This is a genomic window from Spirosoma radiotolerans, assembly GCF_000974425.1.
Classification (GTDB): Bacteria; Bacteroidota; Bacteroidia; order Cytophagales; family Spirosomataceae; genus Spirosoma; species Spirosoma radiotolerans.
Map to the genome: position 1 here is coordinate 2,777,064 of NZ_CP010429.1, position 25,405 is coordinate 2,802,468.

Here is a 25,405-nt window from a genome sequence, read left to right on the forward strand (position 1 = left end):
TAAAAATTAAAACCCGATGTTCAATCCAACCTGATACGACTTTGTATTCGGCAACGTGCTGTGGTCTACTCCCCGGTCAAAGGACGAGTTAGACGAACCGGAACTGATTTCAGGATCATAGCCGGTATACTTCGTGAAAGTCAGAAGATTGCGGCCGGTAAACACTAACTGGCATTTGTTGACATACGGTATTTTGACAACTTTGGCGACATCGAAAGCGAGCGAAATATTGCGTAGCCGAACAAACGAAGCATCTTCCAGGAAGAAATCTTTGGTAGCGTTGTTGCCCGCCCCCCGTAAGCTGCCCCACAGGTTATAATATGCGCTGGACCAGTAAGCGGGGAATGCTCCGGTTTTGCCATCAATGGTCACCTGCTTGCTGAAATCGCCACTGATGCCATCGCGGTACATCCACTCTTTTGTCTGGTTGTATAAGTGACTGCCATACACCCAGTCAAACTGGAAATTAAACGTCAGGAAGTCTTTAAACGTAAAGCCGTTGATGAATGACGCGTTAAACTTCGGGTTTGGGTTCGCTAACGGATAGGTTTCATCCGTGAACTGAATCTGGTAGGTTGATTTATCCACGACACGCCCATCGACGATGGTGTAGTTGCCACGGTTGGCCTCCGTTATATACGGTGTTTTGCCATCCTGCCGCAAATAGTCCAGACTCGTCAGGGCCTTATACCCATAAAGTTGTCCAATTGGCTGTCCGGGCGTTAACACCAGGGCTGTACTACCTGCGTTCGATAATAAAATAATGTCGGCTCCTCCTGAGATTGCATCAATTTTTGAGAGCTGGTGCCCAAAGTTCGTCGTGAAATCCCACTTCAGATTTTTGGTGCTGTAAACGGGCAACGTCAACGAGAACTGAACCCCATTCGACGACATATTGATGGCGTTGGTCAACTGGCCGGTTGACCCAAGCGATGGGGGTACGCTGACCGTATAAATTACGTTTTCACTCTTGCGTTTCCAGTACGTAAACGACCCGGAAACCGAGTTCAACCACGTACGATTCGAATTTCCACCAATAGTGAAGTCAGTACCAACCTCAAATTCTTTGGACACCTCCACCTGCAAGTTTGGATTGTTGCTGGTGGTTGGGATTGAATACGCTAAGCCTGACCCCAGATTCTGCTGGTTTAAAACAGGATACCGGTCGAACGCACCGGGCTGGATCCCCGCTTCGCCGTAGGCTGCCCGCAGTTTGAAGTAGGGTAGGGCATTAGACAGGCTACTGTTCTTGAAGAAAGTTAGGGGCGCAATATGTCCATCGAAGTGTGGGAAGGTGAACGGCGTCGAACCCGCGCCGAACGCAGACGACCAGTCGGTCCGGAAACCGGCAGTAATACCGCCATAGTCACCAAAATCAACTTTCTGGTTAACTAAATAGCCATACGTAACAAACGGGCGAACATAATCGAGGGCTACGGCTTGCGATGATGTCGAGGAGATATTGAACGGAGGAGCCAGGCCCACCCCTAAGCCATACGTATCGTATTCGGTGTATTTGTTCTTCCGGTAATCGAACGAGATTTGCGTACTGGTCTGTATAGGAAGTTTGATATGAAAGTCATCCTGAAAGTCAGTCCGTATATAAGCCGTCGCCAGAAAATTCTGGAACGTTGTGTTATACTGCCAGTTGTCTATTTCGCCATTGTTATTCGGCGCAAAGTTGTTTCCCGTGTAGGGATTGAATGTGGTAGAGAACGTTTCGTAGAAGTTGGAGTTTACGTTCTGTGACTGGTTATAGTACGTCCACCTGGCATTTTCGTTCCGGTAATTGATGCCGTATTTGGCATCCAGTTCCACAAATTTGTTGACCTTATAATTCGCATTGAAATTCTGAATTACGTCGACCTTGTTATCCAAACCGTCGGTGTACTGCAGATTGTAATACGGGTTACTGGCGTTAACGCTCAAAAAGTCAGCATACTGGATACGGGGGTATGTACCGTCGGGCAGCTTTGCCGTTAGGTCAAAGAAAGGAGACGTGTTTAGAAAACCATAGACAGAGCCAATATTTCCTAACGAATTGCCTTGTCCATAATAGAACCCGCCAGCGGCTCCTAAGCCTGGCTTTAGGGTGTTTTTCGTATATACGAGTTGAGTCGTAGACCGAATGGTAAACCCTTTAAATAGTTCGGTACCGAAGTTGGCTGACAGGTTGCTCCGATCGATATACCCGTTTTTCAAAATCGGCGTCACGTTATGGTTATTGGCAACCGATATGTTAAAATCACTTTTTTCAGAAGCTCCGGAGATGTTGACGGCATTGTTGACCGTCGTACCGGTCTGGAATACTTGCTTAAAATGATCGTAGTATTTCAGATTACCACTATACGGCTTATTGGCATCGTTCCGGATATCCTGGATGGCATAGCGTGTGGCACCACCATACTGGTAGGATATACCTGAAATTGACCCAACATCATTAATGGAGAGTATATTTCCCTTGCTGTCAACAATGTTGTTGTTGGCATCGGTCAGATAAGGATGCAACTCTGCTTTGTGGACATTTCCGGTATTCAGAAATTGATTGGACGAATAACTCGTAGAGAAATTAACGGCTATACTGCCTTTTTTACCCTTTTTTGTAAATACCTGAATAACGCCATTGGCGCCCTGAGCACCGTAGATAGAGGCAGAAGCGGCCCCCTGTACAACTTCAATTCTGTCTACATTGCTTAGGTCAAGGGAGTTGATGTCCGTTGCGGCCACCTGTACACCATCTACCATGATGAGGGGTTTGGTGCCGCCCTGTACCGTGTTGATGCCGCGAAGCAGGATGTTTACGGGATCGCCGGGGTTACCACTGACGGATGAGATCTGAGCACCCGGTATTTTGCCAATCAAGGCCTGGTCGATGGAGGCTGTAGGGGTTTGAGGCAGGTTTTTACCCGAAACGCTCTCGACCGAAATCCCTAGTTTCGCTTTGCTGGTAGCCACCCCGCTCCCCGTTACGACGACCTCAGTCAATAAACGTGAATCGGAAACCATGCTAACGTTGACCTCCGACTGGTTCCCGATAGGAATTTCCTGCGTGGCGACGCCCACAAAACTAAATACTAATACGGTTCCTTTCGTTGACGGAACGGAGATGTCAAAAATACCACCCGCATCGGTGCTGGTGCCTTTCGTTGTTCCTTTTATAACCACGGAAACGCCCGGCAAGGGCGACCCATCCTCAGCGGATGTAACTTTTCCAATAATCCGCCGATCCTGCGCCCAGGCAGTCATGCTGAGTGCGCATATGAACAGCATGCTCAGGCATATAAATTTTCTCATAAGGATGTGTTTGTTAGGTTTGAAGTAATGCGAATTCTATAAATCTACGCAATGATAAAATAATAAAAAATAATTTGGGTATAGTCGTAATACCGAATGCTTATTCTGAGATTATTTATGATAGCAGGATAATATTCTGGAACAAAAAATTTATATTTTATTTCGGCTCTTTTTATTAACCTTTTTTTAATTAGAATTTAAAATTATGTAGCAGGTGAGTATATTTCAGAATAATAAGTTAAGAATTGAGTAGTATTGAATGAGTAATATTACTGGTCATTTCGTTGCTAGTAATATATATAGTTCGATAGATGTACTTGTTGCGCCGAACAATAAATTTTTTTCTATTTTTTTCTGAATTCAGAACTATTGAGGTTAAAAACATAGATATCGCCATATAAATGCGAGGTACATGTCATAATAGACTTTCTAATAAATTGATGAATTAGTAAGGGTGGTAATCGGAGAATATACCGTAGAAAACGGACCTCACGAGCGGGTAGTCCAGGCGATTTGGCGGTTATTGACCTAAGCTCAAGCCTAGAAAGTAGCGTGATACCGGGATTTTGTAGAGACGCTTCCCTGACGTTACTTCAGAAAACTTCGCCGAGGTTAAAAAACAATCCTTTGGACCCGTCGAAGCCGAACCCATAATCGATGGATAGATTGGTGCGAGACACCTTGTTCATTTTTATTCGTAGGCCGGTCCCGATGGCGGGAACGACTTTTTCAAATTTTCCGCTGGTTTGTTCCGTAACGGTCTGAGCATTGGCAAAAACAACTCCGCCCAACAACCGGTCGGCCGTGAGGTGAAACCGATATTCGGTTTCAGCATACAGCAGGTTTTTTCCCCGAAACCGTCCCTGAATGAACCCCCGCCCTACATTGCCGGTATTGTCCCAGCCCGTGCTGGGTAAGTCTAAAAACGGTGGATCGCCACTTAACGTGAGCGCATTATAGGACCAGAAGGCCAAAATATTATCGGATTTACCTGGTAAGTGGACGTACTTGCGGGCTTCAATCAAAGCAGATTGATAAGTATTATCACTCCCCAATGCGCTTATGTTAGCGCGAAAAGCAGCGTTCACGTATAAGCCACCGGAAGGATTAATTGCGTTTTTCCGGTTATCATACACGACTTGGACGATTGGACCCGATGAGACAGATCGACCTTCGATGCCATTCGAATACCGCGAAATGCGGGTTACTTCCCGTCGGCTGTTGTAGCTATCGATGTTCCAGTGAAGGTCCAGGTGGTACCCCAGGCCACCATACAAATTAGGCGCTATCCGGCGTAATAAACTTTGGTAAAACCGGAAGTAGGCATAATCCATATTGATAACCCGGTCGGTGGAGGTATACATGCCCAGCCCATACGTTGCCTGTGGATAATGCATGAGTCGCCAGTCGTTTGTCCACAAATAGCGGTTGTCCGGACTCCAGATCGAGGAGTTGGTGTTGAAAATAATCTGGTTGTTCTGGGTGTAGGAAAGTTGCCCGGTTATGGACGACATATTGGCATTGGCCATCCGGAAAGGGGTATTTACCAGGACTGCAGCCAGGGCGCGGGTTTGCAGTGTATAGCCAATCTGGGGGATCACCAGAACGAACCGTTTACCCTCCTGTAAAGACGATGAGTCATGTGGGGTGATGGGCAGCCTTGGAAACCAGCGGCTTACCAGATCGGCAATATCCTGCTGACGAGGTGTTTGCCTGATTACAGGTTTATCCGTCAGTATAGCCGTTGTGTCAGTCAACAGCCTGTTAGCCGCCAGACCATTTATGGCCAATACACTTACCAGCAGGAAACTCACATACAAGCGGGAAATGAGTTTCATACATGAAGCCATAAATGACGCATAAATCGGAATATCAACCAGGTAAACGATCGTTTGCGGTTTACTCAGTAAGCAAACGTAATAAATAACTTGACGTTGTAAGACGCGCTTTTAGGCCAAAGCAATTAACTCAAAACTACTTCTAAGGGTAAACCGAGAGTCAACGAGCTTGTTTGCTTATAATTTATTATAAAAAGAGAATACGGCCAATAGCCCCACTCTGGATTTAAGGTCGGGCTTCTCCATTTTCAGAAAGGCCTCCATTTGCTCTTTTTTGTCGGCCATTAATTCTAAAATGGCCTTTTTACCTGGTGAAAACTTGGTCGCCTGTTTGTCCCGGGCAACATACCAATCCTGTTTTTTCATCAGTTCATCATCCTTGGTACCTGTGTTTAAAGCAACGTTGTAATTGGCCCGGCGGATGTAGACAGAGGGGTGTAACAGCAGATCAAGTTTACCCATTGCCAACTGCTCAAAAAAACCAGTGAGTGCCTGAGCGTCTCCCTGGTATTCATGGACATTTATATAACGACTAACCGTACCGAATAAATTATTCACATCCACATACCGGACCGCTGTCGCTTTTACCGCTTTGATATTCTTTTCTCCCGCCCGAATCTCAACTTCGTTGGCCGATAAATCCAGACGAACCGGCACACCCGCCAGCGAGTCGGCGGTTAGCGAGACACCTAGTTTATTGTAAAATTTTACGTTACCTGCCTGCCAGGTGGTATCGAGGTAAGGACTGCCAATTAATTGTCCGGCTTGCCCTTTGATGGAAAACAGGGTAGGGTTATTCGATATATTGAGGTTTGTGAAATTGATGCGGTCGCGCGTGGTTTGCGTCATGTACTCCGTTTGGGCCTGCGAGAAGGCAAGGCTCGATACGACACTACTACAGACGAGAAGGAAGAGAAAACGCATAGAGAAGGGTCAAGGATTTCGTTCACGAAATTGGATAAATTTCGGTCTAAAAATAACCAATTTGATTGATTTGTTAATGCAAAATATTCTTTGGGCAAAAGGCCGTATGGCACATTATATTCCGTATTTTTGAGGCTTAATCCCAATCATCAACCAATCCATCAAGTTCATGACAAAACATTTCCTGACAGCGCTGTTGGCGGCTGGTCTGGCTTATTCCTCTGTGGCTCAGACTACGTTTCCGCGAAATGGTGTGTATGATGAGCGTCCGGGGCTATATGCCTTCACCAATGCTACCATCATTGTCGACCCACAAACGACACTTCAAAACGCAACATTGCTCATTCGGGATGGGCGCATTGAAGCGGTTGGCACAGCCGTTAGCGTACCAGCCGGAACCGTCGTAACAGACTTAAAAGGCAAACGTATTTACCCTGGTCTGGTCGATATTGATTCCGATTATGGTATGCCCGAACTTACACGTGGGGCAGGTGGCGGCCGGGGCGGGGTTCCTCAGTATGAGTCGAACAAGAAAGGAGCGTACTACTGGAACCAAGCCATACAGCCCGAAAACGATGCCAGCGTCTTGTTCAAAGCCGATACCAAAAAAGCGGATGAACTGCGGAAGTTAGGATTTGGGGCGGTGTTAACGCACCCACACGATGGCATTGCGCGGGGCACGGGAGCCCTCGTGGTCCTGGCTGATGATCGTGAAAATACGCTGGTGCTTAAACCGAATGCTACCGCGCATTATTCTTTCAGCAAAGGCAGTTCGGGGCAGCAGTACCCAAACTCGATGATGGGCATTGTGGCGTTACTGCGTCAGGCCTTGTACGATGCCGACTGGTATAAACGCGCAGGGCATAAAGAACAGGCTAACATGTCGCTCGAAGCCCTGAGCCGGAACCAGAGCTTACCCGCCATTTTTGAAGCCAATGACAAACTGGGTATCCTGCGGGCCGATAAAATCGGGGATGAGTTTGGCGTTCAGTATATTATCCGTAGCTCGGGGGACGAATACCAGCGGCTCGACGAAGTAAAAGCGACGGGTGCTTCACTGATTATTCCTTTGAATTACCCACAACCGTACGACGTTGAAGATGCCTGGGATGCTGACAACGTATCGCTGGCCGAACTGAAGCATTGGGAGATGGCGCCCCTGAATGCCGGTCGGGTGGCCGGTGCCAATATTCCGTTTGCGCTAACCACGGCAGGCCTGAAAAATAAAGCCGATTTTTGGGCCAATGTGCGGAAAGCCATCGAAAATGGGCTTACTGAACAGAAAGCCCTTGAAGCGCTAACGACGGTTCCGGCCCGGCTGATTCGTGCCGATGACCAAGTTGGGAGCCTGAAAAAAGGCCATGTCGCTAACTTCATCATTACATCCGGCAATCTGTTTAGCGCCGATAATGTCATTTATGAAAACTGGATGCGGGGCAAACAGTACATCGTCAATAATAAAGATGCGGCTGATCTGCGCGGTATCTGGAATTTGACCGTGGGCTCGCAAACGAACCTGAAACTGAACATCACTGGTAAAGCGGACAAACCCGAATACCAGATTATCGCGGATACCCTGAAACTGACCCCCAAAGTAGCCTTGTCGGGCGACCTTATCTCGATTCAGGTTCAACAGGATAAAAAGAAGCCGGGTACAACTCGGCTCACGGGCTATCGTACGTCGCCAACTACGATAAAAGGAGATGGACAAACACCGGATGGTAAAGCCATAACCTGGTCTGCGGTTCGTGCGGGCGATACCCCCGTTTCCACGTCGGCCGCGTCCACGTCGGCCGTTTCCACGTCGGTTACATCAGCGACAAATTCGGCGGTTGCGTCGGGAACCGCTGTCGGTACGGTGATTTATCCATTCGTTGGTATGGGCAATGCACAGAAGCCGAAAACTGAAACCATGCTGATTCGCAACGCAACCGTCTGGACTAACGAGAAAGATGGGGTTTTAATGAATACAGATGTACTAGTAACGGGCGGTAAAATCAGTAAGATTGGAAAGAGTCTGCCTGTTTCGGCGGATATCAGGGTGATCGACGGTACGGGCAAACACCTCACCAACGGCATCATTGACGAACACTCGCACATTGCCCTGCTGTCAATCAACGAAGGCGGTCAATCGAGTTCGGCGGAGGTTCGGATGTCGGACGTTATCAACCCGGACGATATCAACATCTATCGTCAGTTGGCCGGGGGGGTCACTTCCTCGCAGTTGTTACACGGATCGGCCAATGCCATTGGTGGACAGTCGGCCATTGTCAAGTTGAAGTGGGGTGAGTCGCCGGAGGGCATGCTCATTAAAGGAGCTGATGGCTTCATCAAGTTTGCCCTGGGCGAAAACGTAAAACAAGCCAACTACCCCAACCCGAACGTATTGACCCGTTTCCCGCAGTCGCGGATGGGTGTGGAGCAGGTTTTCGTGGATCACTTTACCCGGGCCAAGGAATACACCAAAGGTTGGGCGGCTTACAACAAGCTGAGTGCAAAGGAAAAAGCAACGGCAACGGCCCCGCGTCGGGATATTGAACTCGATGCCCTGGCCGAAATTCTGGCTAACAAGCGCTTCATTACCTGTCACTCCTATGTGCAGTCGGAGATCAATATGTTGCTGAAGGTAGCCGACTCGCTTGGGTTCAAAGTCAACACCTTTACCCACATTCTGGAAGGCTACAAACTGGCCGATAAAATGGCAAAACACGGCGCGGGCGGTTCATCTTTCGCCGACTGGTGGGCGTATAAAATGGAAGTACACGATGCTATTCCCTACAATGCGGCCCTGATGCACCGGCAGGGTGTAACGGTATCCATCAACTCCGATGATGCTGAAATGGCCCGTCGCCTAAACCAGGAAGCTGCCAAAACCATCGAGTACGGCGGCATGACCGAAGAGGATGCCTGGAAAATGGTGACCCTGAATCCGGCAAAACTGCTACATCTGGAGAGTAAGCTCGGAAGTATCCGGGCCGGAAAAGACGCTGATCTGGTGTTGTGGAATGCGAACCCGCTGGCGATTTATGCCCGCCCTGAATACACGATCATCGACGGAGCCATCTATTTTAGTCTGAAAGATGAAGACCAGAAGCGTGACCTGATGCAGGCCGAACGCGCCCGTCTGATTCAAAAGATGCTCACTGCCAAAGCGGGTGGTGCATCGACAACACGCCCCCAACCAAAGCGCGCCCGTATGTGGCATTGCGAAGACATTGAAGGCGTTATGGCCGAGGGACAAGAAGGGAAATAGGTGTCCGGTTTGTGGTTTGTGGTTGGCTGACGCATAAGTTAAGGGCGCGTCAGCCAACCACAAACCGTAAACCACAAACTGACTAAACATGAAAAAACTACTCATATCCATATTTACCCTGGCCTCGCTTATGAGCTATGGCCAGAATCCCGCACCCGCAAAGCCACAAACGAAGACCATTGCGCTGATGGGCGGCACGGTTCATGTCGGTACCGGGCAGGTTATTCCGAATGGCGTTGTTCTATTCACCAATGGTGTCATTACCAATGTTGTTGACGGAACCCTGGTGAAGCTAAACCTGACTGATGTAGAGGTCATTGATGTGTCGGGGAAGCACATTTATCCGGGCATTATTTCCCCCGCAGCAACGGTTGGTTTGCAGGAAACAGGGTCCGTTCGCGCTACCGTCGACAAGCAGGAAATCGGGATTCTGAACCCGAACATCCGGGCATTAATTGCCTACAATACCGATTCTGAGATCATCCCTACGATTCGCAACAACGGCGTTTTGCTAACCCAGGCCATGCCACAGGGCGGCACCATATCCGGCAGTTCGAGTGTAATGATGGCCGATGGCTGGAACTGGGAAGATGCTGCCCTGAAAAAGGACGATGGCCTCTGGCTCAACTGGCCCACCTATTTCTCAAATGAGTTTAACTTCGAGGATTTCACCACCATTGTCCGGAAAAACGAGAAGCGTGGTCCGGCTATAGATGCCCTGCAGGCGACTTTTGCCGATGCCAGAGCCTACGCGGCTGCACCGACACCCGCAACGATGAACCTGAAACTGGAGGCCATGCGTGGGTTGTTTTCGGGCAAGCAAAACCTCTACATCCGCGCCGATTATGGAAAAGACATCATCGAAGCCGTTACGTTCGCCAAGGCAATGGGCGTGCCGAAGGTGGTGATTGTGGGGGGCGAAGAGTCGAACCGGGTGCTTACATTCCTCAAAGAAAACAACGTGCCGGTGATTTTGAGCGCCTTGCATCGCCTGCCCAATCGGGAAGATGAGGATGTGGACCTGCCGTACCGGATGCCGGGTATCCTGCAAAAAGCAGGTATTCTGGTGAGTTTGAGCTATGCCGATGAGTGGTGGCGTACCCGTAACCTGCCCTTTCTGGCCGGAACAGCTGCGGGTTTTGGCGTGACTGATCGCGAAGAAGCGCTGAAAATGGTCACCTCGAATACGGCAAAAATCCTGGGAATCGATAACCTCGTTGGCACGCTTGAAAAAGGAAAGCAGGCAACGCTGTTCGTATCCGCAGGCGATGCCCTGGATATGCGCACCAACGTAATTGAGCAGGTATTTATGCAGGGCCGGAAAGTAAACCTGGACGACCGGCACAAGCGGCTGTACAAAACGTACAAGGATAAATACGAGCAGAAATAAGATAAAGGTACGGGTGTAAGCCTGGCATCGTTTTCCTGACAGGGGCCCGCTCGTGAGCGGGCCCCTGTTGCTATCAGGTAGCAGAACGTGTGGTAAAAGGGCGCTTATTGACCGGATAAAGGGGGTTGTCTGGAGGTTGCAGCCCTTTTTGGATGAACCCATTTTAACGAAACATTAATCAGGGGTTTATACCTAATCGCAGCCCTTTTTTGTTGTTTCTATAGCCAGGGATAGGGTCCCCAGACGAAAGAAAAACCGGTTCTTTTTTAGCCCGCCGAGCCCTGTCACTGACTGTTATATCAACAAGTAAAATCTCGACTGAAGAGAGCTAATTATGAAAACGTTCATCCAAAGTATCCCGGCCAAAGCCCTGTTGCTTTCAATTGGCCTGTTGGTCGCAGGATGGCAACCCACTATTGCCCAAAGCACCAATTTCGGGCAGCAACCCGTACAGAATACCGATCAATCGCTTGCTTCTATCATAGCTCCGTACCGCGAAGATGTTCGCCAGTCGGTTTTGCTCGCCAGCGTACAACCGCAGGTGTTGAGCAGCCTGGCGCAACAGCGGGCATCCAGTCAGCAGGCGTTCAGCCAGTTGATTCAGTCCTACGGACAGGCCAAGCAAGGCTGGTTTTATGACCTGTCGCGCTATCCCGACGTATTGCACACGCTGGCCACTATGCCGTTAGGCTCCAGCGAAGCGCAGGTGAAAGAATTGGCGAAAAACTTACCGGCCGATACGCAGGAATCCGCTTGGAAACTTTATCGCCATCATCACGATGATTTAGTTCAGGTTGACAACCTGAACGAGCAGGCACAGCAAGCATTCGAAAGGACAATCAATTCATTGGACGGTCCAACTCAACAGGCGTTCCGTCAATTGATCGAGATGCCTGATGTGTTGACTCAACTGACCGATCAGCCCGATAAAACGGCTGAGTTGGCGAATGCCTATCGGGCAAACCCTGATGAAATGACGCAGAATCTGACGGCAATGCACGACAGCATCACTGCTCAGAACCAGCGCGAGCTGGCTGATTACCAGAATCAACTGAATCAGGACCCGCAGGCACGGCAGGAGTTGCAGCAGGCTGGTCAGGCATATGCGCAGGCGAACGGCTACAAAACGGGGATCAACCCGAACCCTGCCTGGCCAAACAACACCAACTATTACATGAATCCGTATCCTTACTGGTTCGGGTATCCCTACTGGTACACAACGGCCATGTGGTATCCATCGGCCTGGTGGATGGGCACCGGCTTCTACTACGGCCTGGGTGGAAACATGATGGTATTTGGACTGCCATCGTTTGGTTTCTCGAACTGGTTTTTCGGGGGTGGCTATTACGCCTATCCGCATTTATATGGCCGTTTCAATCGGTATTACACCAATTATGCGGGCTTTAATCGTCGGTTTAGTCCGGCCAGCGCTGGCTTCATGACGGCTGCTCACCGAGCATTCGGGCCATCAACCGGGTTCTCGTCATCCCGTGGCAACTGGGTAACCAATGCCCGTCCATTCAGCCAATCGAATGGCCGATTTGGCGGAGCCAGGGTCATGGCTCCATCAACTAACTTTGGCGGCTCCCGCATGCAAAGTTGGGGGGGGGGCGGCATGCGCTCATTCGGTGGCGGTGGTTTTAGCGGTGGCGGATTTCATGGCGGTGGTTTCCACGGTGGTGGTCGCCGGTAAATACATCGATTCATAATAAAAAAGGCCACCAAATCATATTGGTGGCCTTTTTTTATCGTTCCAGTTTGAACCCCTGATCGACGCGTACCCGATCGGGTCGGTTCGCGACATCCCAGCCGGTCAGGTAAATCCACTTCGCAATACGGGTTACTTTTTCCGTATTGATGCGGTCGGGTTCATCTTTCGGCGTGTGATAATCAGGGTGTAGCAAGGTTGTAAACGCAATTGCCGGTACGTTGGCGCGGGCGTAGGGGAGGTGGTCGGAGCGAAAATACCAGCCTTCCGGGTGTTCGGGTTTATCCCACAGGGTATCGAGTTTGAAATGGGCTTCGGATTGGTTGACGGCCAGTGCGGCATTTACCAGATCAGTTGAATTTTTGTGCGGAGACTGTTGCCCCAGGATAGCCGCACTGTCCGGCGCGTTTCGGCCAATCATTTCGGCATTGAGGACGGCTACGATGGACCCCTTCGGTACGGTTGGATGATCGACAAAGTAGCGGGAGCCCAGCAGACCCCGCTCTTCGGCTCCGTGGAAAACAATCAGCGCCGACCGCTTACCGGGTTTTTGCGCAAACGCCCGCCCAATGGCCATCGTAGCCACGCAGCCACTGGCATTATCGTCGGCCCCATTCCAGATGGAGTCACCCGCTACGGCCCGCCGAACACCATCGTGATCCTGGTGGGTACTGAATAAAACGTACTCATTTTTCAATGTGGGATCTGTTCCCGGCACTTTTGCCACAATGTTTACCGATGGATAATTGAAGCTTTCCACGTTAACGACATTGGTGAACTGCTGACCTGGCTGTTTGATCCACTCCAGCGCACTGGCAGGTAACCAAACGGTTGGGGCCTGCGAAAACACACGGGTATTGGCTCCACCGGGCAAATCGTAGCGACCCCGTTCGAGGCCCGTCGTCCAGCGGTCAAAATAAAATTGAGCAGGCGTGTCGGATACCCAGACAACAGCTAACGCGCCTGCTTTTACTAGTTCGGCTGCCCGGCGGGTCATTGTTCCGAACAGAAAGCGCCGGTAGCTCAACTCGGGTGGACCTGTGCCCGAAAATTCGAGAGCAACCGCTTTGCCCTTTATATCCACCTTAGCCAAATCTTCAGGTGTCCCTTTGCCCACAAAAACGAGGGGCGCATCGACAGAGGCAATGGCGGGTGCCAGAATGAAGGCATCCTGACCGTGGACGAGTTGATGACTGCCGATGTTCAGGCGGCTGGTTTCGGTGATGCGGGTGCGCTGAATGTGGAAAAACTGAAAGAAAGTCCCGTCATCGCCTGCGGGCTGCAACCCCATCGCCCGAAGCTGGTCCGCAATCCAGACAGATGCTTTAAGTTCATCGAGGGAGCCGCCTTCCCGTCCGCGAAAGTGATCGCCCGCCAGGGCAAATAAATCCCGTTTGATGTCACTTTCCTTGATCGCCGATACCGCATTGGCTGTTTTGGCTACACTGGTTTTCGACTGGGCCTGACCAGTCGTCGTAGTCCAAAAAAGCGTTATTGCCGTAATCAGGAACTGAATGTTTCTGAAGTTTAAATAGATCATTGTTTCGTTATATGTCGATGATTGGGTTTTAACAAATCTACGGACAGTCCCCCTAATTTGCGTCTTCTGACTGAATGCTTTTTGTAAATTGCTGACACATTATTTGCCGTCATTACGAAATAAACCTCTGATATGAAACAGCCTTACCTTATTTTATGGCTATTCCTGGCCGGTTTTACCAAACAACCTCTTTTCGCTCAATCTAAAAAAAGTACGACAAACCCCGTTGCCCAATATGATGCTTATGTGCAGCAGGCCGTGCGAGACTGGAAGGTGCCGGGTCTGACGGTCACGGTCATTAAAGATGGCAACGTGCTGTTAAAGAAAGGGTATGGCATTCGGGAGCTACCGAGGGCCGGTTCGGGCAAGTCCGAAGCGGTTGACACGCAAACGCTCTTTGCCATGGCCTCGACCACCAAAGCCATGACAGCCGCGTGCCTTGGTATGATGGTTGATGAAGGAAAGCTTCGCTGGGATGATCCCGTTACCAACTATCTGCCCGATTTTCAGGTATATGACCCGGCCGTAACCCGCGAGTTGCGCGTCCGGGATTTGTTAATCCACAATACCGGCGTGGGAAACGCTGATGTACTGTGGGCGGCTATGACCATCCCTTCCGACGAAATTCTGCACCGCATGCGGCTGGTGAAACCGTCCTATTCGTTCCGGTCGGGCTTTATCTATCAGAATATCATGTATCTGGCCGCGGGCAAGGTGTTAGAGAAAGTGAGCGGCATGCCCTGGCATGTATTCATTCGTACCCGCCTGTTTGAACCATTGGGAATGCGCCGGACGAAGGCACTGTTCGGCGAAGTAACCGATGCGAACCGAGCAAAACCGCACGTGACCATCAACGACACCGTTCGGGCCATAAATAGCATCAAAGAAGAAGGACTGGTTGATGCCGTCGGACCGGCCGGCTCGGTCTGGACCTGCCCCGATGACATTGCGGCCTGGATGCAGTGTATGCTTGACAGTGGCCGCTACCATAACGCCGGTTCGCCGGTGAAAACGCTCCTCAAACCCGCTACCTGGGCCGAATTATTTAAACCGCAAACGCTGGTAACGGATGCTGAATTTTATCCGACACAACTGTTGACCAAACCCGTTTGGAAGACCTATGGACTGGGCTGGTTTCAGCAGGATTATCGCGGTCATCGCATCAATTATCATACCGGTAGCCTGACCGGCATGGTGGCCATTCATGGACAGTTGCCCGATCAAAAACTCGCGGTGTATGTGCAGGGCAACCTCGATCATGCCGAACTGCGCCATGCGCTGATGTTTCGGGCGTTCGACGCGTTTGCGCTGGGTTTGTCGAACGACTGGAGTGCGGATTTACAGAAATTATACGGTGGCTTAAAGCAAAAGGCCAGGCTGGCCGAACGTAAAGCCGATAGTACACGGGTGCTAAATACCAAACCATCGCTTCCGCTCACCGCTTATGTTGGTTCCTATACCGACCCGCTGTATGGCAAAGCGGATGTGTCACTGCGCGACGGTAAGCTCTATTTTTCCCTTAATGATGTCATGACCGGCTACCTTGACCACTGGCATTATGATACCTTTCGGCTTGCGTATGATCAGTTCTGGAATGGAAAAGACCCGGTAAGTTTTATCCTGGACGCCAAGGGCAAAGTTGCTAAACTGAACAACGCAGGACTTGAACTCACCAGAGTGCCCGATGGCCCCGGTAAAGGCTTGCAGAGCGGTAAATGACCTGTAGCGCCCGTTTAAGTAATCACACAGAGCCAGGATGCCAGCTTTGTCAACGATTTCTATTTGAAGCTTGCCCCATTGCCCACTTTACTAGCCAATTAATCAACGCATTCATGTTTGCAAAAACCTTTCTCTTTGTTGCGCTTATCAGTACAATATCTGCCAACGCGCAAACAACCCAGCAACGTGTCCGGCAATATCGGCAGGCGCAGGAAACGACGCTCATGGATGAATACCGGGAGTTTCTATCCATTCCCAATGTGTCGGCTGATTCCGTTAATATCCGTAAAAACGCAGCTTTTATCCTGCAAATGATGAGGAAGCGGGGTATTTCGGGCATGCTGCTCGACGGCCCGACACCGGGGACTACCCCCGCCGTGTTTGGCGAAGTGCGCGTGCCGGGCGCTACAAAGACCATTGTATTCTATGCGCATTACGATGGCCAGCCGGTCAACCCGAAGCAGTGGGCGGAGGGGTTGCAGCCGTTTGTCCCGGTATTTATTACGGCCCCTGTTGAGCAGGGCGGTAAATTGATTACAACCTATAAATCGGGTGATCCGATCGACCCAACCTGGCGGCTGGCGGGTCGGGGTAGTGCCGACGATAAAGCCGGTGTCATGACGATTTTGAATGCCTATGATGCGCTGGTGAAAAGTAAGATCCCGCTTACGGCTAATCTGAAGTTTTTCTTTGAAGGCGAGGAAGAAATTGGGTCTACCCATCTGGGCGAGATTTTCGATAAGCACCGCGATAAACTGGCCAGCGATCTCTGGATCATTGCCGATGGGCCACGCCACGTATCAGGAAAGCCCGTTGTTCAGTTTGGCGTGCGGGGTGATGTCAACATGCACCTGACGGTTTATGGCCCCAAACGACCCTTGCACAGCGGAAATTACGGGAACTGGGCACCCAATCCGGCCATGCGGATGGTGAAGCTACTGGCCAGCATGAAAGATGATAACGATCAGGTCATGATAAAGGGATTTTACGAGGATGTAGTGCCCCTGACAGCCAGCGAAAGAAAGGCCATGGCGAGCGTACCCAATATGGAAGCAGCTTTGAAAAAGGAACTGGGGATTGCCCAGCCCGATGGCAACGGCACCTCCTTCGTTGAGTTGCTCATGCGCCCGACGCTGAACATAAACGGCTTACAAAGCGCCAATGTTGGGGCTATGGCCGGAAACATTATCCCAACGAAGGCTGAGGCTGTTCTGGACTTACGACTGGTTCGGGGCAATGAGGTTGTGCGGCAGGTTGGCCGGGTAATCGACCACATTCGTGCGCAGGGATACCAGGTTCTCGACCATGAACCTACCGATGCCGAACGGCAGCAGTATCCAAAACTAATCAAGGTTACGCAGGGTACCGGCTACAATGCCCAGCGGACGCCTATGGATTTGCCTATTGCGCAGGAGGTTATCAACGCCGTGCAGACGACCAGCTCCGAACCCATTGTGCTGTCGCCATCGTCGGGTGGGAGTTTGCCGCTCTATCTGTTCGAAAAAGTGCTGAAGGCTAACGTCGTGTCAGTACCGGTTGTTAACTATGATAACAATCAGCATGCTGAGAATGAGAATGTAAAGGTTCAGTACTTGTGGGATGGCATAGAAATTATGGCGGCCGTGATGCTCATCAAGTAAGCGCCAGCACCGGCCAGTTTTTTTATTTTTGAAATATTTACGACTTGTCTGAACCATTTTATCTATATTAAATGTATATACATCAAATACGATGACACGTAATTAAACTATCAATCTTATGCAAGCACAACCCGCAACCGCAACCACCTGGGTTATTGACCCAATGCACTCTGAAATTCAATTCAAAGTGAAACACCTTGTTATCTCGACCGTAACAGGTTCGTTTGGCCAGTATGAAGGCCAGGTTGACTCAGTAGGCGATGATTTCTCGGATGCTAAAGTCTCGTTCTCGGCTGATATCTCCAGCATTAACACGGGCCAGGAGCAACGGGATGGTCACTTGAAATCAGCTGACTTCTTCGATGCTGAGCAGTTTCCTAAACTGACGTTTGTATCAACATCCATGACAAAAACAGGCGATGATACCTACAACCTAACCGGCGACTTGACGATTCACGGCGTTACTAAACCTGTAACCCTGAAAGTTGAACACGGTGGACAGATGCAGGATTTTTACGGTCAGACGAAAGCTGGTTTTGAAGCAACCGGCACGATCAAACGGAAAGAGTTTGGCCTGACCTGGGATGGTGTTACTGAAGCGGGTGGTGTTGTTGTGAGTGACGACGTTAAGCTGGTACTGAATATTCAATTGACGAAGCAGGCTTAATATATAAATTTTAGCTAGTATTCTAATCCATGATTCCGGTATAAACTGACTTGCTCAGTTTATACCGGAATTCTTGTTTTACTACAGATCGGATCGCGAGTTTATAACTAAAGGAGGTACTCCTGGTGATTCTGGACTAAGTTTGGGGTAGAATGGGCGGGTTTGCGTATCAATTCGTATTTTGGCTACAAACACTCCCTATGCGACGTATACTACTTCTCTTCTTTGGGGCCGCCAGTCTGGGCTGCTCATTGGCGCAATCGGTAAAAACGACGGTTAATCGCTTCGATATCCTCATTCGCAATGGACTGATTTATGATGGGTCGGGAAGGCCACCCCAACCGGGCGACGTTGGTATTCGCGGGGATCGGGTGGTGGCGGTGGGCAAGCTGCCTCAGGCAGTTGCGACGACTGTTATTGATGCACAGGGAAAAGCCGTCGCGCCGGGCTTCATCAACGTACTGTCGCATACCGGGCTTGAGCTACTGCGTGACGGCCACTCGATGAGTGACCTCAAACAGGGTGTTACGACCGAAGTGTTTGGTGAAGATTCCTGGGGGCCAATCAATACCGATGCCATGCGGCAACAGGTTAACCTGTATCTGAAGCCGTATAACGTAACGTGTAACTGGACCACGCTGTCCGACTTTATGACGAAGTTGCAGCAAAAAGGAATCACCCCGAATATTGCCTCTTACCTCGGGGCCGGGCAGGTTCGCCAGAGTATACTGGGCGATGCCGATGTGAAACCAACCCCCGCCCAACTGAACCAGATGCGGGCCATTGTTCGTAAAGCGATGGAAGAAGGGGCGCTGGGCATTACGACCGCACTTATTTACCCACCAAACACGTTTGCCGATACGGCCGAACTCGTTGCGCTTTGCAAAGAAGCCGGTCGCTATGGCGGGCGGTATATTGCCCACATTCGTAGTGAGGGCGACCGGCTGGAAGAGGGTGTAAAGGAGTTGATTCAGGTCGGGCGCGAAGCCAGCGTACCCGTTGAATTATATCACTTCAAGGCGTCGGGGCAACGCAACTGGCCTAAAATGGAATCGGCCATTTCGATTATCAATCAGGCTCGTCAGCGCGGACAGGATGTAACGGCCAATATGTATACCTACACGGCGGGGGCCACCGGCCTGACGTCCTGCCTGCCGCCTTATCTGTTCAACGGGGGCTTTATGGCAGGTTGGAAACGGCTACAGGATCCCGCAACCCGGCAGAAACTGGCCGCTGAAGTTCAGAAAAGAGGAAACGATTGGGAAAATATGTTTCAGTTGGCCGGTTCGACGGAGAATATTCTCCTGACAGCCTTTGAGGTTGATTCCCTTAAAAAATACAATGGGAAAACGCTTGGCCAGATCGCCACGATCTGGCATAGAGACCCCGTTGAAACCGTCATGGACTTGATTGTTGCCGATAAAAGCCGGGTTGAAACAACCTATTTTCTGATGTCGGAAGCGAATGTGAAGAAAGGCATAAGTCAGCCCTGGGTGTCTTTTGGGTCCGATGCGGGGTCCATTGCGGACGACCGCAAGGATATAGGCGTCGTTCACCCGCGTACGTTTGGGAACTTCGCCCGGTTGCTGGGCAAATATGTTCGTGAGGAGCAGGTCATGTCGCTTGAGGAAGCCATTCGGCGGCTCACAAGCCTGCCCGCTACCAACCATAAATTACCGAATCGGGGGCTGTTACGCCCCGGATACTTCGCCGATGTGGTTATTTTTGACCCCGCTACCGTAGCAGATAGAGCTACCTTCGCAGATCCATTCCAGTATGCTACAGGTATTCAGCATGTGTTGATTAATGGCAGGCTTGTTTTGAAAGAGGGCGAACATACGGGTGTTTTTCCCGGTCGGGCTCTCTGGGGCCCCGGCCGAAAAAGTCGGGCTCGGTAATAAAGTTGACTACCGTACCAGGACCAATCGACCCCGGATGACGGGCTTCTCGGGTACGGTGTGAAGGGTGTAAGCATACACGCCCATCGGGAGCGAGGAACCGTTCAGTGTACCATCGAATGGATTTGCGTAGCCTTTACCCGACGAATAAATGACTTCGCCCCACCGGTTGAAAATGGTCAGAATAGCGTCGGGAAAGGCTTCAATGCCGGGTAACTCCAGTACGTCATTTACGCCATCGCCATTGGGCGAAAACGCATCCGGCACCCAGACGGTGGCAAACACGGTGATATGAATGGTGTCTTTAACCTCACAACCGGTACTGTTTTTTACATCAATCGTATAGGTGATATCATCGGTAATGTTGGTGATGGTTGGGTTAGCAGCACCTGGATTGTCCAGATAAGTAGATGACACCCACTGAAACTGGCTTGGATTTCCCGTATATTCCGGGTTAAGCGAAAACGTATTCCCTTTGTAGGTCGTCAGCGAGTCCGCTAGTTTGATGGTCGGTATGGGTGCAACAACCGCCATACGAGTGGCTACGGTACCCGTGCATTCGGGGGAAGCTTTAACGGTGTACGTCACGGGATGGTCACCAATACCGGCCTGCTTCGGGCTGAATACATTCCCGGTTACCCCAGCTCCCGAAAAAACACCCCCTGCCGGGCTACCCGTTAGCGTATGTACAGGCACATCAGGACCACATACGCCCGGTATGGAATCGAGAGTGACAACGATGGGTGCGATCTGGGTAATAGCCAGAGGAACTGATGTGCCTTCGCAGCCATATAAATCGGTGGCCTTTACGGTATATGTACCTGCAGATCTGGCCATCAGTTTTGCGTCGCTGCCACCAACGGTTGCCCCATCTTTCTGCCAGTTATAGAGTAAGCCACCACTACCGAGTAGGGAGAGCGAGTCCTGCGGACAAATCCGGTTGAAGCCCGAACTCGATTTGATCTCAGCTACTACCGCGGGCGAGCGGTCAAGAACAGCCGTGTCGGTGCGGGCCTGGCAGCCCAGCGTGGGGTAGGTCAGCACGGCCCAGTAGTTGCCGGGTTGCGTGGCCTGAAGGGAATCGGTTGTTTTGCCCGCCAGTGCCTGATTATCTTTATACCACTGGTACGCAGCACTGGGAAGCCGGGTGGCCGTCAACTTAATGGTGCCCGTTGTGGCGCACAAATGCCCGCTTGCCGATACGGTTGCCGTACTGCCAATGACATCGACCAGTAACGATTCCGAATTACCTACTTTGCTGCACGCTGTTTTTAGCGAGACAACGACCGTGTATTGGCCTGATGTTTTTACTGATAACGACGAGCCGGTAGCTCCGGCAATGTTCACCTCATTCCGGCGCCACTGGTAGTTCCAGTTGTCATTCACGCTGGCCATCAAAACCGCCGAGTCTCCTTCGCAAATGATGGTTACGGGTTGTTTCGGTCGGTTTCTAATCTGTACGGCTGGGTCCGGCGTTGTGGTCGGTGGGCAGTCGACAACAAGGAACTGGAAATCACGCCTGACTTCCCCAATTTTCACGCCATTACGGTATTCTTCTACTTTTACAGCAAAAACATACAGCCCTAGCTGGGTAGCCGTGACGGAAAGTTCACCCGTTTGAGCATTGACTTTCAGGGTGGGGCTACCGGGTATCGCATTGTTGGCATCAAAGCCCGACGCCCAGCTCACATCTGGATAGGGTGCTGATGAGACCCCATTCTGTGTATTATTATTTTGCCCGGAAATGGCTTTTTGGTTGAGGGGTGTAACCATCGAATACCTCAGCTCATCTCCGTCAGGGTCCGTACCCCCGAATGGAAAGGTAAATGGGTCGCCAAGGCAAACGTACTCGCCGTTTATAGCGCCAAAATGGGGCGACGAGTTGGTGAATAATTGGTTGTTTTGCAGTATGGCCGGGAACTCAAGGTAAAAGGTATATCCCGTTTGAATGGGATTGACAATGTTATTGATGCCCCCGTTGCGGTTCCGGGTCTGGTAGGACATGTAGTATCCCTGGCTGTCGTTGTACAGGCCGGGTGTGAGCTGAATATCGGCCTCGAAGGTGGCAACGATGAACTTGAGGTTGCGCTGTTCGGCGCAATACTCATTGGCATAAATAACCGGCTGTCGTTGTCCAGTTTCGCGGGTGCTGAACGTCATCATCAGCACATTGTCGCGCTTTCGGAAGATGCCCAGCGTTCCACCGCCCTGCCGGTCTGCTTGCGGGCTGCTTTCCAGATACTGGGTGACAATGATGCGAAAATGCCCCGGAACGTCCCCAGCCGCCCGCATTTCCATCTGCCCGCCAACCTGGTGCGTCGCTTGGGCAGTGAGCGGTAACCCCAGAATGAGTAACCAGGCTAGAAGCCGAAAGGTAAACATGCGCATAAACAAGCCGTATTGAATCTCCCGTTCATTCTTGTGGTGCGACTATATTGATGGACTTTATATACTAATCAGGCTGTAAATGTCACCAAAGCTCAGTTTGAGGCTGAACTGATTCGATTAATTCTTCTTATGAGAAAGAAAAGTTAATCTTAAATATACGCATACATGCGCCGATGTATGGTAAATCTATGGGGTGAAAAAAGAAATAGTTTACAGGTAAGCTTACTCTACGCATTGCAAAGCTAAACGTACCTGTAAGTGGCTGGTAGGTTTTACTTTAACTTGGCCAGCAACGTTAGGCTATTGGCTACCATGCCCGTCGTGCGAGTATAATGCCCATAGCGCAATTCAACGCTTTGCCAGTGCCCGATACCGAAAAGCCCGCCGGGTGGTGCCAGACGGATACCCGTACCGATGAACTGGCTGTTGAAGCCCGAAATATCGTAGTCGCTGGTGTAGTATCTCTCGGTCGAGCGGTGTTCGCCATAGGGCGAGAAATACCGAACGGCTGTTTGGTGACTGAATCGGTAAAACGGACTAACCGATACGAACGACGTTAGTTTGATGGGCGTTTCAAGGTTAATCGTATGCGCCTGCATGCCCCAGTCGTCAATATAATAGCGGTAAAAGGTGCGCACCACAAGGCGGTCACCCATGAAATAATGCAGGCGTAAGCCAATGGGCAGCTTCAGCCGACTACCGGGGAGCCGCTCGACCGTTTCGGCGCCATCCTGAAAATAGATGCGATGAAAGGGCGTGCTCAGTAAGCCCTGCTGGAAAGCCGGTTCAACGGTAAACAGTACTTGCAGTCGCTTATTGATGACCTGCGATAAAGACAGGCTGACGTTATAGGAGTTTCGGGGTTTGTAGTCGACCGGATCCGTGTCGCCGTGGGCACCCGAGCCATAGCCTTCCGGTCGGAGTTCAGCCGGAAGAATTACTTTCCAGGTATCGAAAAAAGCGCCTGCTTTCAGGCTCACTTCCCGATTGTTATCGGCAGAAGCTTTCGCAAAGCTAACGTTGACGCCGTACGATTTGTAATCATACTCGGTCGAGTACGACAGCGCAACGCCCTGAGTCGTGCGCCGGTCGTTGTCATGAACACTCCAGGAAACAGAGGGGTAAATGTGCGTATCGCTCCGCGAAGCCGACGAAACAGTTAACGGATCGATTTTATCCGACGATGCCGAGGTGTAATGGTCTATGTTGAGGTCGAATGCCAGGCTATGCTGCCGATTTTTGGCATCGGTGCTTTTCAGGACGAGGTCGATGGACTGGGCAAAGTCGGTTAAGTATTCCGTGCCAATACCCCCCGTTACCGCCGATTTATTCCCATCCTGCTGGTAGTAACTCGATACTAGGTTTATCTCATCTACTTTGAGTTTACGGGGTTCATACGGTGGTTTATCGAGCGGTTGGGTATAACCGACCCGCATTAAACTGAGCAGTAATCCAACGGACAGGCAGATTTTCTTCATACGTATAAGGGCCTAGTTACAGCCGCAGCCTCCACCGCTTTTGCCCCCATTGGCTCCGGCAGCGCCTTCCCGATAGAGGTAAAAATTCTGCTCGAACTTTTCTGATTTACGAGCCGACAATTCCATTTCGGCATCATTGATCCGGCTTTTCTGGTACTCTTTTACTGTCGTGCAACCCGATAGCCCGAGGATAATCAGGCCAACGAGCGACAGTGTTTTTAAGCTTTGTAAGATCATTGGAGTCGTGTCAATTAAGCGATCAGACAGTCGCCGGGGTTTTGATTCGAATATTCGTAGAGGTATAAAGTGTGTCGGTATCGTCAATAATGATGCAGGCGATGTGCCGCATCTGATTGATCAGATCCAGACCAACCCGAACGCCCATGACCATGACGGGTGTTGCCAGCGCATCGGCCAGTTCGGCGTTGGGGGCTATGATGGTTACACTTTTCAGGCCCGATACGGGATAGCCGGTTTTCGGGTCGATCGTATGGGCATAGCGCCGGCCGTCAATCAGGGCATATTTCTCATAACTACCCGAAGTTGCAACGGCCATGTTACTGATAGCCAGGTACGAAAACGCCTGGTGATTGGCCCGATTGGGGTCGGCAATGCCAATCGTCCAGGCCTTTCCGGTAGGCTGCGTGCCCCAGGTGGTCAGGTCGCCGGCTGCGTTCACGATACCACTTTCAACCCCGCTTTCGCGAAGAACGCGTTTAGCCTGTTCAGCCGCATATCCTTTCCCAATGCCGCCAAAGCCAATGCGCATCCCTTTTTCTCGCAAAAAGACGGTCCGTTGGTCAGCATCCAGCACGACGTTTCGATAATTGATAAGCTGCACCATGCGCCGGGCAGTCTTGGGATCGGGGAGGGCAGTCATCGTTGTGTCGAAATTCCAAAGCCGCTTGTCGAGGGAGCCATAGGTGATATCGAACGCGCCCTGAGTCAGTGCCGATAAACGGAGGGATCGTTCGATCAGCGCAAATACCTCCGGGCCGACCTGAATGGGCCTTATCCCCGCATGGGCGTTGATCTGGTTTGTTTGGCTGTCGTCGCTGTAGGTTGTCAGCAGCCGCTCGATACGGCTGATCTCGGCTACGGCTGCATCAAGACGCTGGTTGGCCCAGCAGGGGTCCGGGCTGACAACACTCAGCTCGAAACGGTTGCCCATGAGCCGTTGTACCCGTTTATGGATGAGCGGGGGAGCGGTCATTTGGCCGACGAGGTAACGGATTGGATGGACTCAATAAAGGAGGATACCGTTAAAGATTGCGGATAGCCTTCCCACTCTTTCAATACCCTCCCGTTAGCGTCGAGCAATACCGTAAACGGGAATTTGCCCTGCTGGTTATACTTCTCCGCCAAAGATTCATTATGAGCTGTTTGTTTAGCATCAAGTTGGTTCTTCGAGAGCCGGGGAAAGTCGGCCCGAACCAGGATCAGGCGGTCATCGGCGAATTGCGAAAACTCAGCGGATTCGAAGACCGTTTTTTTGAGTTTAATACAGGGTCCGCACCAGTCAGATCCAGAAAAATTAAGAAGAATGAATTTATGAGACTGGGCAGCTTCAGCTTTGGCCTGATCAAAATTGAGTTGCCAGGTTGGGGGCGTAGTAAACAGGTATACTAACAGCGATATCAGGATGACTTTCATGTGATTTCCAGGTTT

General features: G+C 50.7%; 16 protein-coding genes. 7 read left to right on the top strand and 9 right to left on the bottom strand.

Annotated features, from left to right (window positions below; all coding sequences use genetic code 11):
* Positions 1-6: 6 nt before the first annotated feature.
* The 3 genes from SD10_RS11270 to SD10_RS11280 all read right to left on the bottom strand — a co-directional run bounded on the left by SD10_RS11270 (position 7) and on the right by SD10_RS11280 (position 6,056).
* Positions 7-3,294: a SusC/RagA family TonB-linked outer membrane protein gene (locus SD10_RS11270; RefSeq protein ID WP_046573887.1), complete on the bottom strand. Its 3,288-nt coding sequence runs from the start codon at positions 3,292-3,294 to the stop codon at positions 7-9.
* Positions 3,295-3,887: 593 nt separating this feature from the next.
* Positions 3,888-5,132, bottom strand: coding sequence for a BamA/TamA family outer membrane protein (locus SD10_RS11275; protein ID WP_046573888.1), 1,245 nt, complete (start codon positions 5,130-5,132; stop codon positions 3,888-3,890).
* Positions 5,133-5,309: 177 nt separating this feature from the next.
* The gene (locus tag SD10_RS11280; protein WP_046573889.1) at positions 5,310-6,056 is read right to left on the bottom strand and encodes a hypothetical protein; all 747 of its coding nucleotides are present in this window, start codon (positions 6,054-6,056) and stop codon (positions 5,310-5,312) included.
* A 169-nt stretch (positions 6,057-6,225) separates the two neighbouring features.
* On the opposite strand from SD10_RS11280, the gene SD10_RS11285 reads away from it, so the two are divergent.
* From SD10_RS11285 to SD10_RS11295, 3 genes are all read left to right on the top strand, one after another.
* Positions 6,226-9,309, top strand: coding sequence for an amidohydrolase family protein (locus SD10_RS11285; RefSeq protein ID WP_046573890.1), 3,084 nt, complete (start codon positions 6,226-6,228; stop codon positions 9,307-9,309).
* 88 nt (positions 9,310-9,397) lie between these two features.
* Positions 9,398-10,699 (top strand): amidohydrolase family protein, encoded by a 1,302-nt coding sequence (locus SD10_RS11290; RefSeq protein ID WP_046573891.1) that lies wholly within the window; start codon positions 9,398-9,400, stop codon positions 10,697-10,699.
* 334 nt (positions 10,700-11,033) lie between these two features.
* Positions 11,034-12,392 carry a hypothetical protein gene (locus SD10_RS11295; RefSeq protein WP_046573892.1) on the top strand — a complete coding sequence of 453 codons (1,359 nt, stop codon included), beginning with the start codon at positions 11,034-11,036 and terminating at the stop codon, positions 12,390-12,392.
* Between the two features lie 52 nt (positions 12,393-12,444).
* Here the strand turns inward: SD10_RS11295 and SD10_RS11300 are convergent, their stop codons facing one another.
* Positions 12,445-13,947 (bottom strand): M28 family peptidase, encoded by a 1,503-nt coding sequence (locus SD10_RS11300; RefSeq protein ID WP_046573893.1) that lies wholly within the window; start codon positions 13,945-13,947, stop codon positions 12,445-12,447.
* Positions 13,948-14,079: 132 nt separating this feature from the next.
* On the opposite strand from SD10_RS11300, the gene SD10_RS11305 reads away from it, so the two are divergent.
* From SD10_RS11305 to SD10_RS11320, 4 genes are all read left to right on the top strand, one after another.
* Positions 14,080-15,666, top strand: coding sequence for a serine hydrolase (locus SD10_RS11305; protein ID WP_046573894.1), 1,587 nt, complete (start codon positions 14,080-14,082; stop codon positions 15,664-15,666).
* Positions 15,667-15,779: 113 nt separating this feature from the next.
* Positions 15,780-17,306 (top strand): M20/M25/M40 family metallo-hydrolase, encoded by a 1,527-nt coding sequence (locus tag SD10_RS11310; protein ID WP_046573895.1) that lies wholly within the window; start codon positions 15,780-15,782, stop codon positions 17,304-17,306.
* 118 nt (positions 17,307-17,424) lie between these two features.
* The gene (locus SD10_RS11315) at positions 17,425-17,973 is read left to right on the top strand and encodes a YceI family protein (RefSeq protein ID WP_046573896.1); all 549 of its coding nucleotides are present in this window, start codon (positions 17,425-17,427) and stop codon (positions 17,971-17,973) included.
* Positions 17,974-18,173: 200 nt separating this feature from the next.
* Positions 18,174-19,871, top strand: a complete 1,698-nt coding sequence (locus tag SD10_RS11320) for an N-acyl-D-amino-acid deacylase family protein (RefSeq protein ID WP_052731159.1) — start codon at positions 18,174-18,176, stop codon at positions 19,869-19,871.
* 9 nt (positions 19,872-19,880) lie between these two features.
* Here SD10_RS11320 and SD10_RS11325 read toward each other — a convergent pair whose 3' ends face one another.
* From SD10_RS11325 to SD10_RS11345, 5 genes are all read right to left on the bottom strand, one after another.
* Entirely contained in the window at positions 19,881-22,259 is a 2,379-nt protein-coding gene (locus SD10_RS11325) for a gliding motility-associated C-terminal domain-containing protein (RefSeq protein ID WP_046573897.1), read from the bottom strand.
* Between the two features lie 272 nt (positions 22,260-22,531).
* A complete protein-coding gene (locus SD10_RS11330) occupies positions 22,532-23,737 on the bottom strand; it encodes a DUF3570 domain-containing protein (RefSeq protein ID WP_046573898.1) in 1,206 nt (401 codons plus the stop codon).
* 12 nt (positions 23,738-23,749) lie between these two features.
* On the bottom strand, positions 23,750-23,974 hold the full coding sequence (locus SD10_RS11335; protein WP_046573899.1) for a DUF4266 domain-containing protein: 225 nt from the start codon (positions 23,972-23,974) through the stop codon (positions 23,750-23,752).
* Positions 23,975-23,996: 22 nt separating this feature from the next.
* Positions 23,997-24,950 carry an FAD:protein FMN transferase gene (locus SD10_RS11340; protein ID WP_046573900.1) on the bottom strand — a complete coding sequence of 318 codons (954 nt, stop codon included), beginning with the start codon at positions 24,948-24,950 and terminating at the stop codon, positions 23,997-23,999.
* The gene (locus tag SD10_RS11345) at positions 24,947-25,390 is read right to left on the bottom strand and encodes a thioredoxin family protein (protein ID WP_046573901.1); all 444 of its coding nucleotides are present in this window, start codon (positions 25,388-25,390) and stop codon (positions 24,947-24,949) included. The genes SD10_RS11340 and SD10_RS11345 overlap by 4 nt, the downstream gene beginning before the upstream one ends.
* Positions 25,391-25,405 lie beyond the last annotated feature (15 nt).

Bases quoted from the DNA above. Each gene is read 5' to 3' on its own strand.
- SD10_RS11270 (WP_046573887.1), bottom strand. From the start codon at position 3,294: ATGAGAAAATTTATATGCCTGAGCATGCTGTTCATATGCGCACTCAGC.
- SD10_RS11275 (WP_046573888.1), bottom strand. From the start codon at position 5,132: ATGAAACTCATTTCCCGCTTGTATGTGAGTTTCCTGCTGGTAAGTGTA.
- SD10_RS11280 (WP_046573889.1), bottom strand. From the start codon at position 6,056: ATGCGTTTTCTCTTCCTTCTCGTCTGTAGTAGTGTCGTATCGAGCCTT.
- SD10_RS11285 (WP_046573890.1), top strand. From the start codon at position 6,226: ATGACAAAACATTTCCTGACAGCGCTGTTGGCGGCTGGTCTGGCTTAT.
- SD10_RS11290 (WP_046573891.1), top strand. From the start codon at position 9,398: ATGAAAAAACTACTCATATCCATATTTACCCTGGCCTCGCTTATGAGC.
- SD10_RS11295 (WP_046573892.1), top strand. From the start codon at position 11,034: ATGAAAACGTTCATCCAAAGTATCCCGGCCAAAGCCCTGTTGCTTTCA.
- SD10_RS11300 (WP_046573893.1), bottom strand. From the start codon at position 13,947: ATGATCTATTTAAACTTCAGAAACATTCAGTTCCTGATTACGGCAATA.
- SD10_RS11305 (WP_046573894.1), top strand. From the start codon at position 14,080: ATGAAACAGCCTTACCTTATTTTATGGCTATTCCTGGCCGGTTTTACC.
- SD10_RS11310 (WP_046573895.1), top strand. From the start codon at position 15,780: ATGTTTGCAAAAACCTTTCTCTTTGTTGCGCTTATCAGTACAATATCT.
- SD10_RS11315 (WP_046573896.1), top strand. From the start codon at position 17,425: ATGCAAGCACAACCCGCAACCGCAACCACCTGGGTTATTGACCCAATG.
- SD10_RS11320 (WP_052731159.1), top strand. From the start codon at position 18,174: ATGCGACGTATACTACTTCTCTTCTTTGGGGCCGCCAGTCTGGGCTGC.
- SD10_RS11325 (WP_046573897.1), bottom strand. From the start codon at position 22,259: ATGCGCATGTTTACCTTTCGGCTTCTAGCCTGGTTACTCATTCTGGGG.
- SD10_RS11330 (WP_046573898.1), bottom strand. From the start codon at position 23,737: ATGAAGAAAATCTGCCTGTCCGTTGGATTACTGCTCAGTTTAATGCGG.
- SD10_RS11335 (WP_046573899.1), bottom strand. From the start codon at position 23,974: ATGATCTTACAAAGCTTAAAAACACTGTCGCTCGTTGGCCTGATTATC.
- SD10_RS11340 (WP_046573900.1), bottom strand. From the start codon at position 24,950: ATGACCGCTCCCCCGCTCATCCATAAACGGGTACAACGGCTCATGGGC.
- SD10_RS11345 (WP_046573901.1), bottom strand. From the start codon at position 25,390: ATGAAAGTCATCCTGATATCGCTGTTAGTATACCTGTTTACTACGCCC.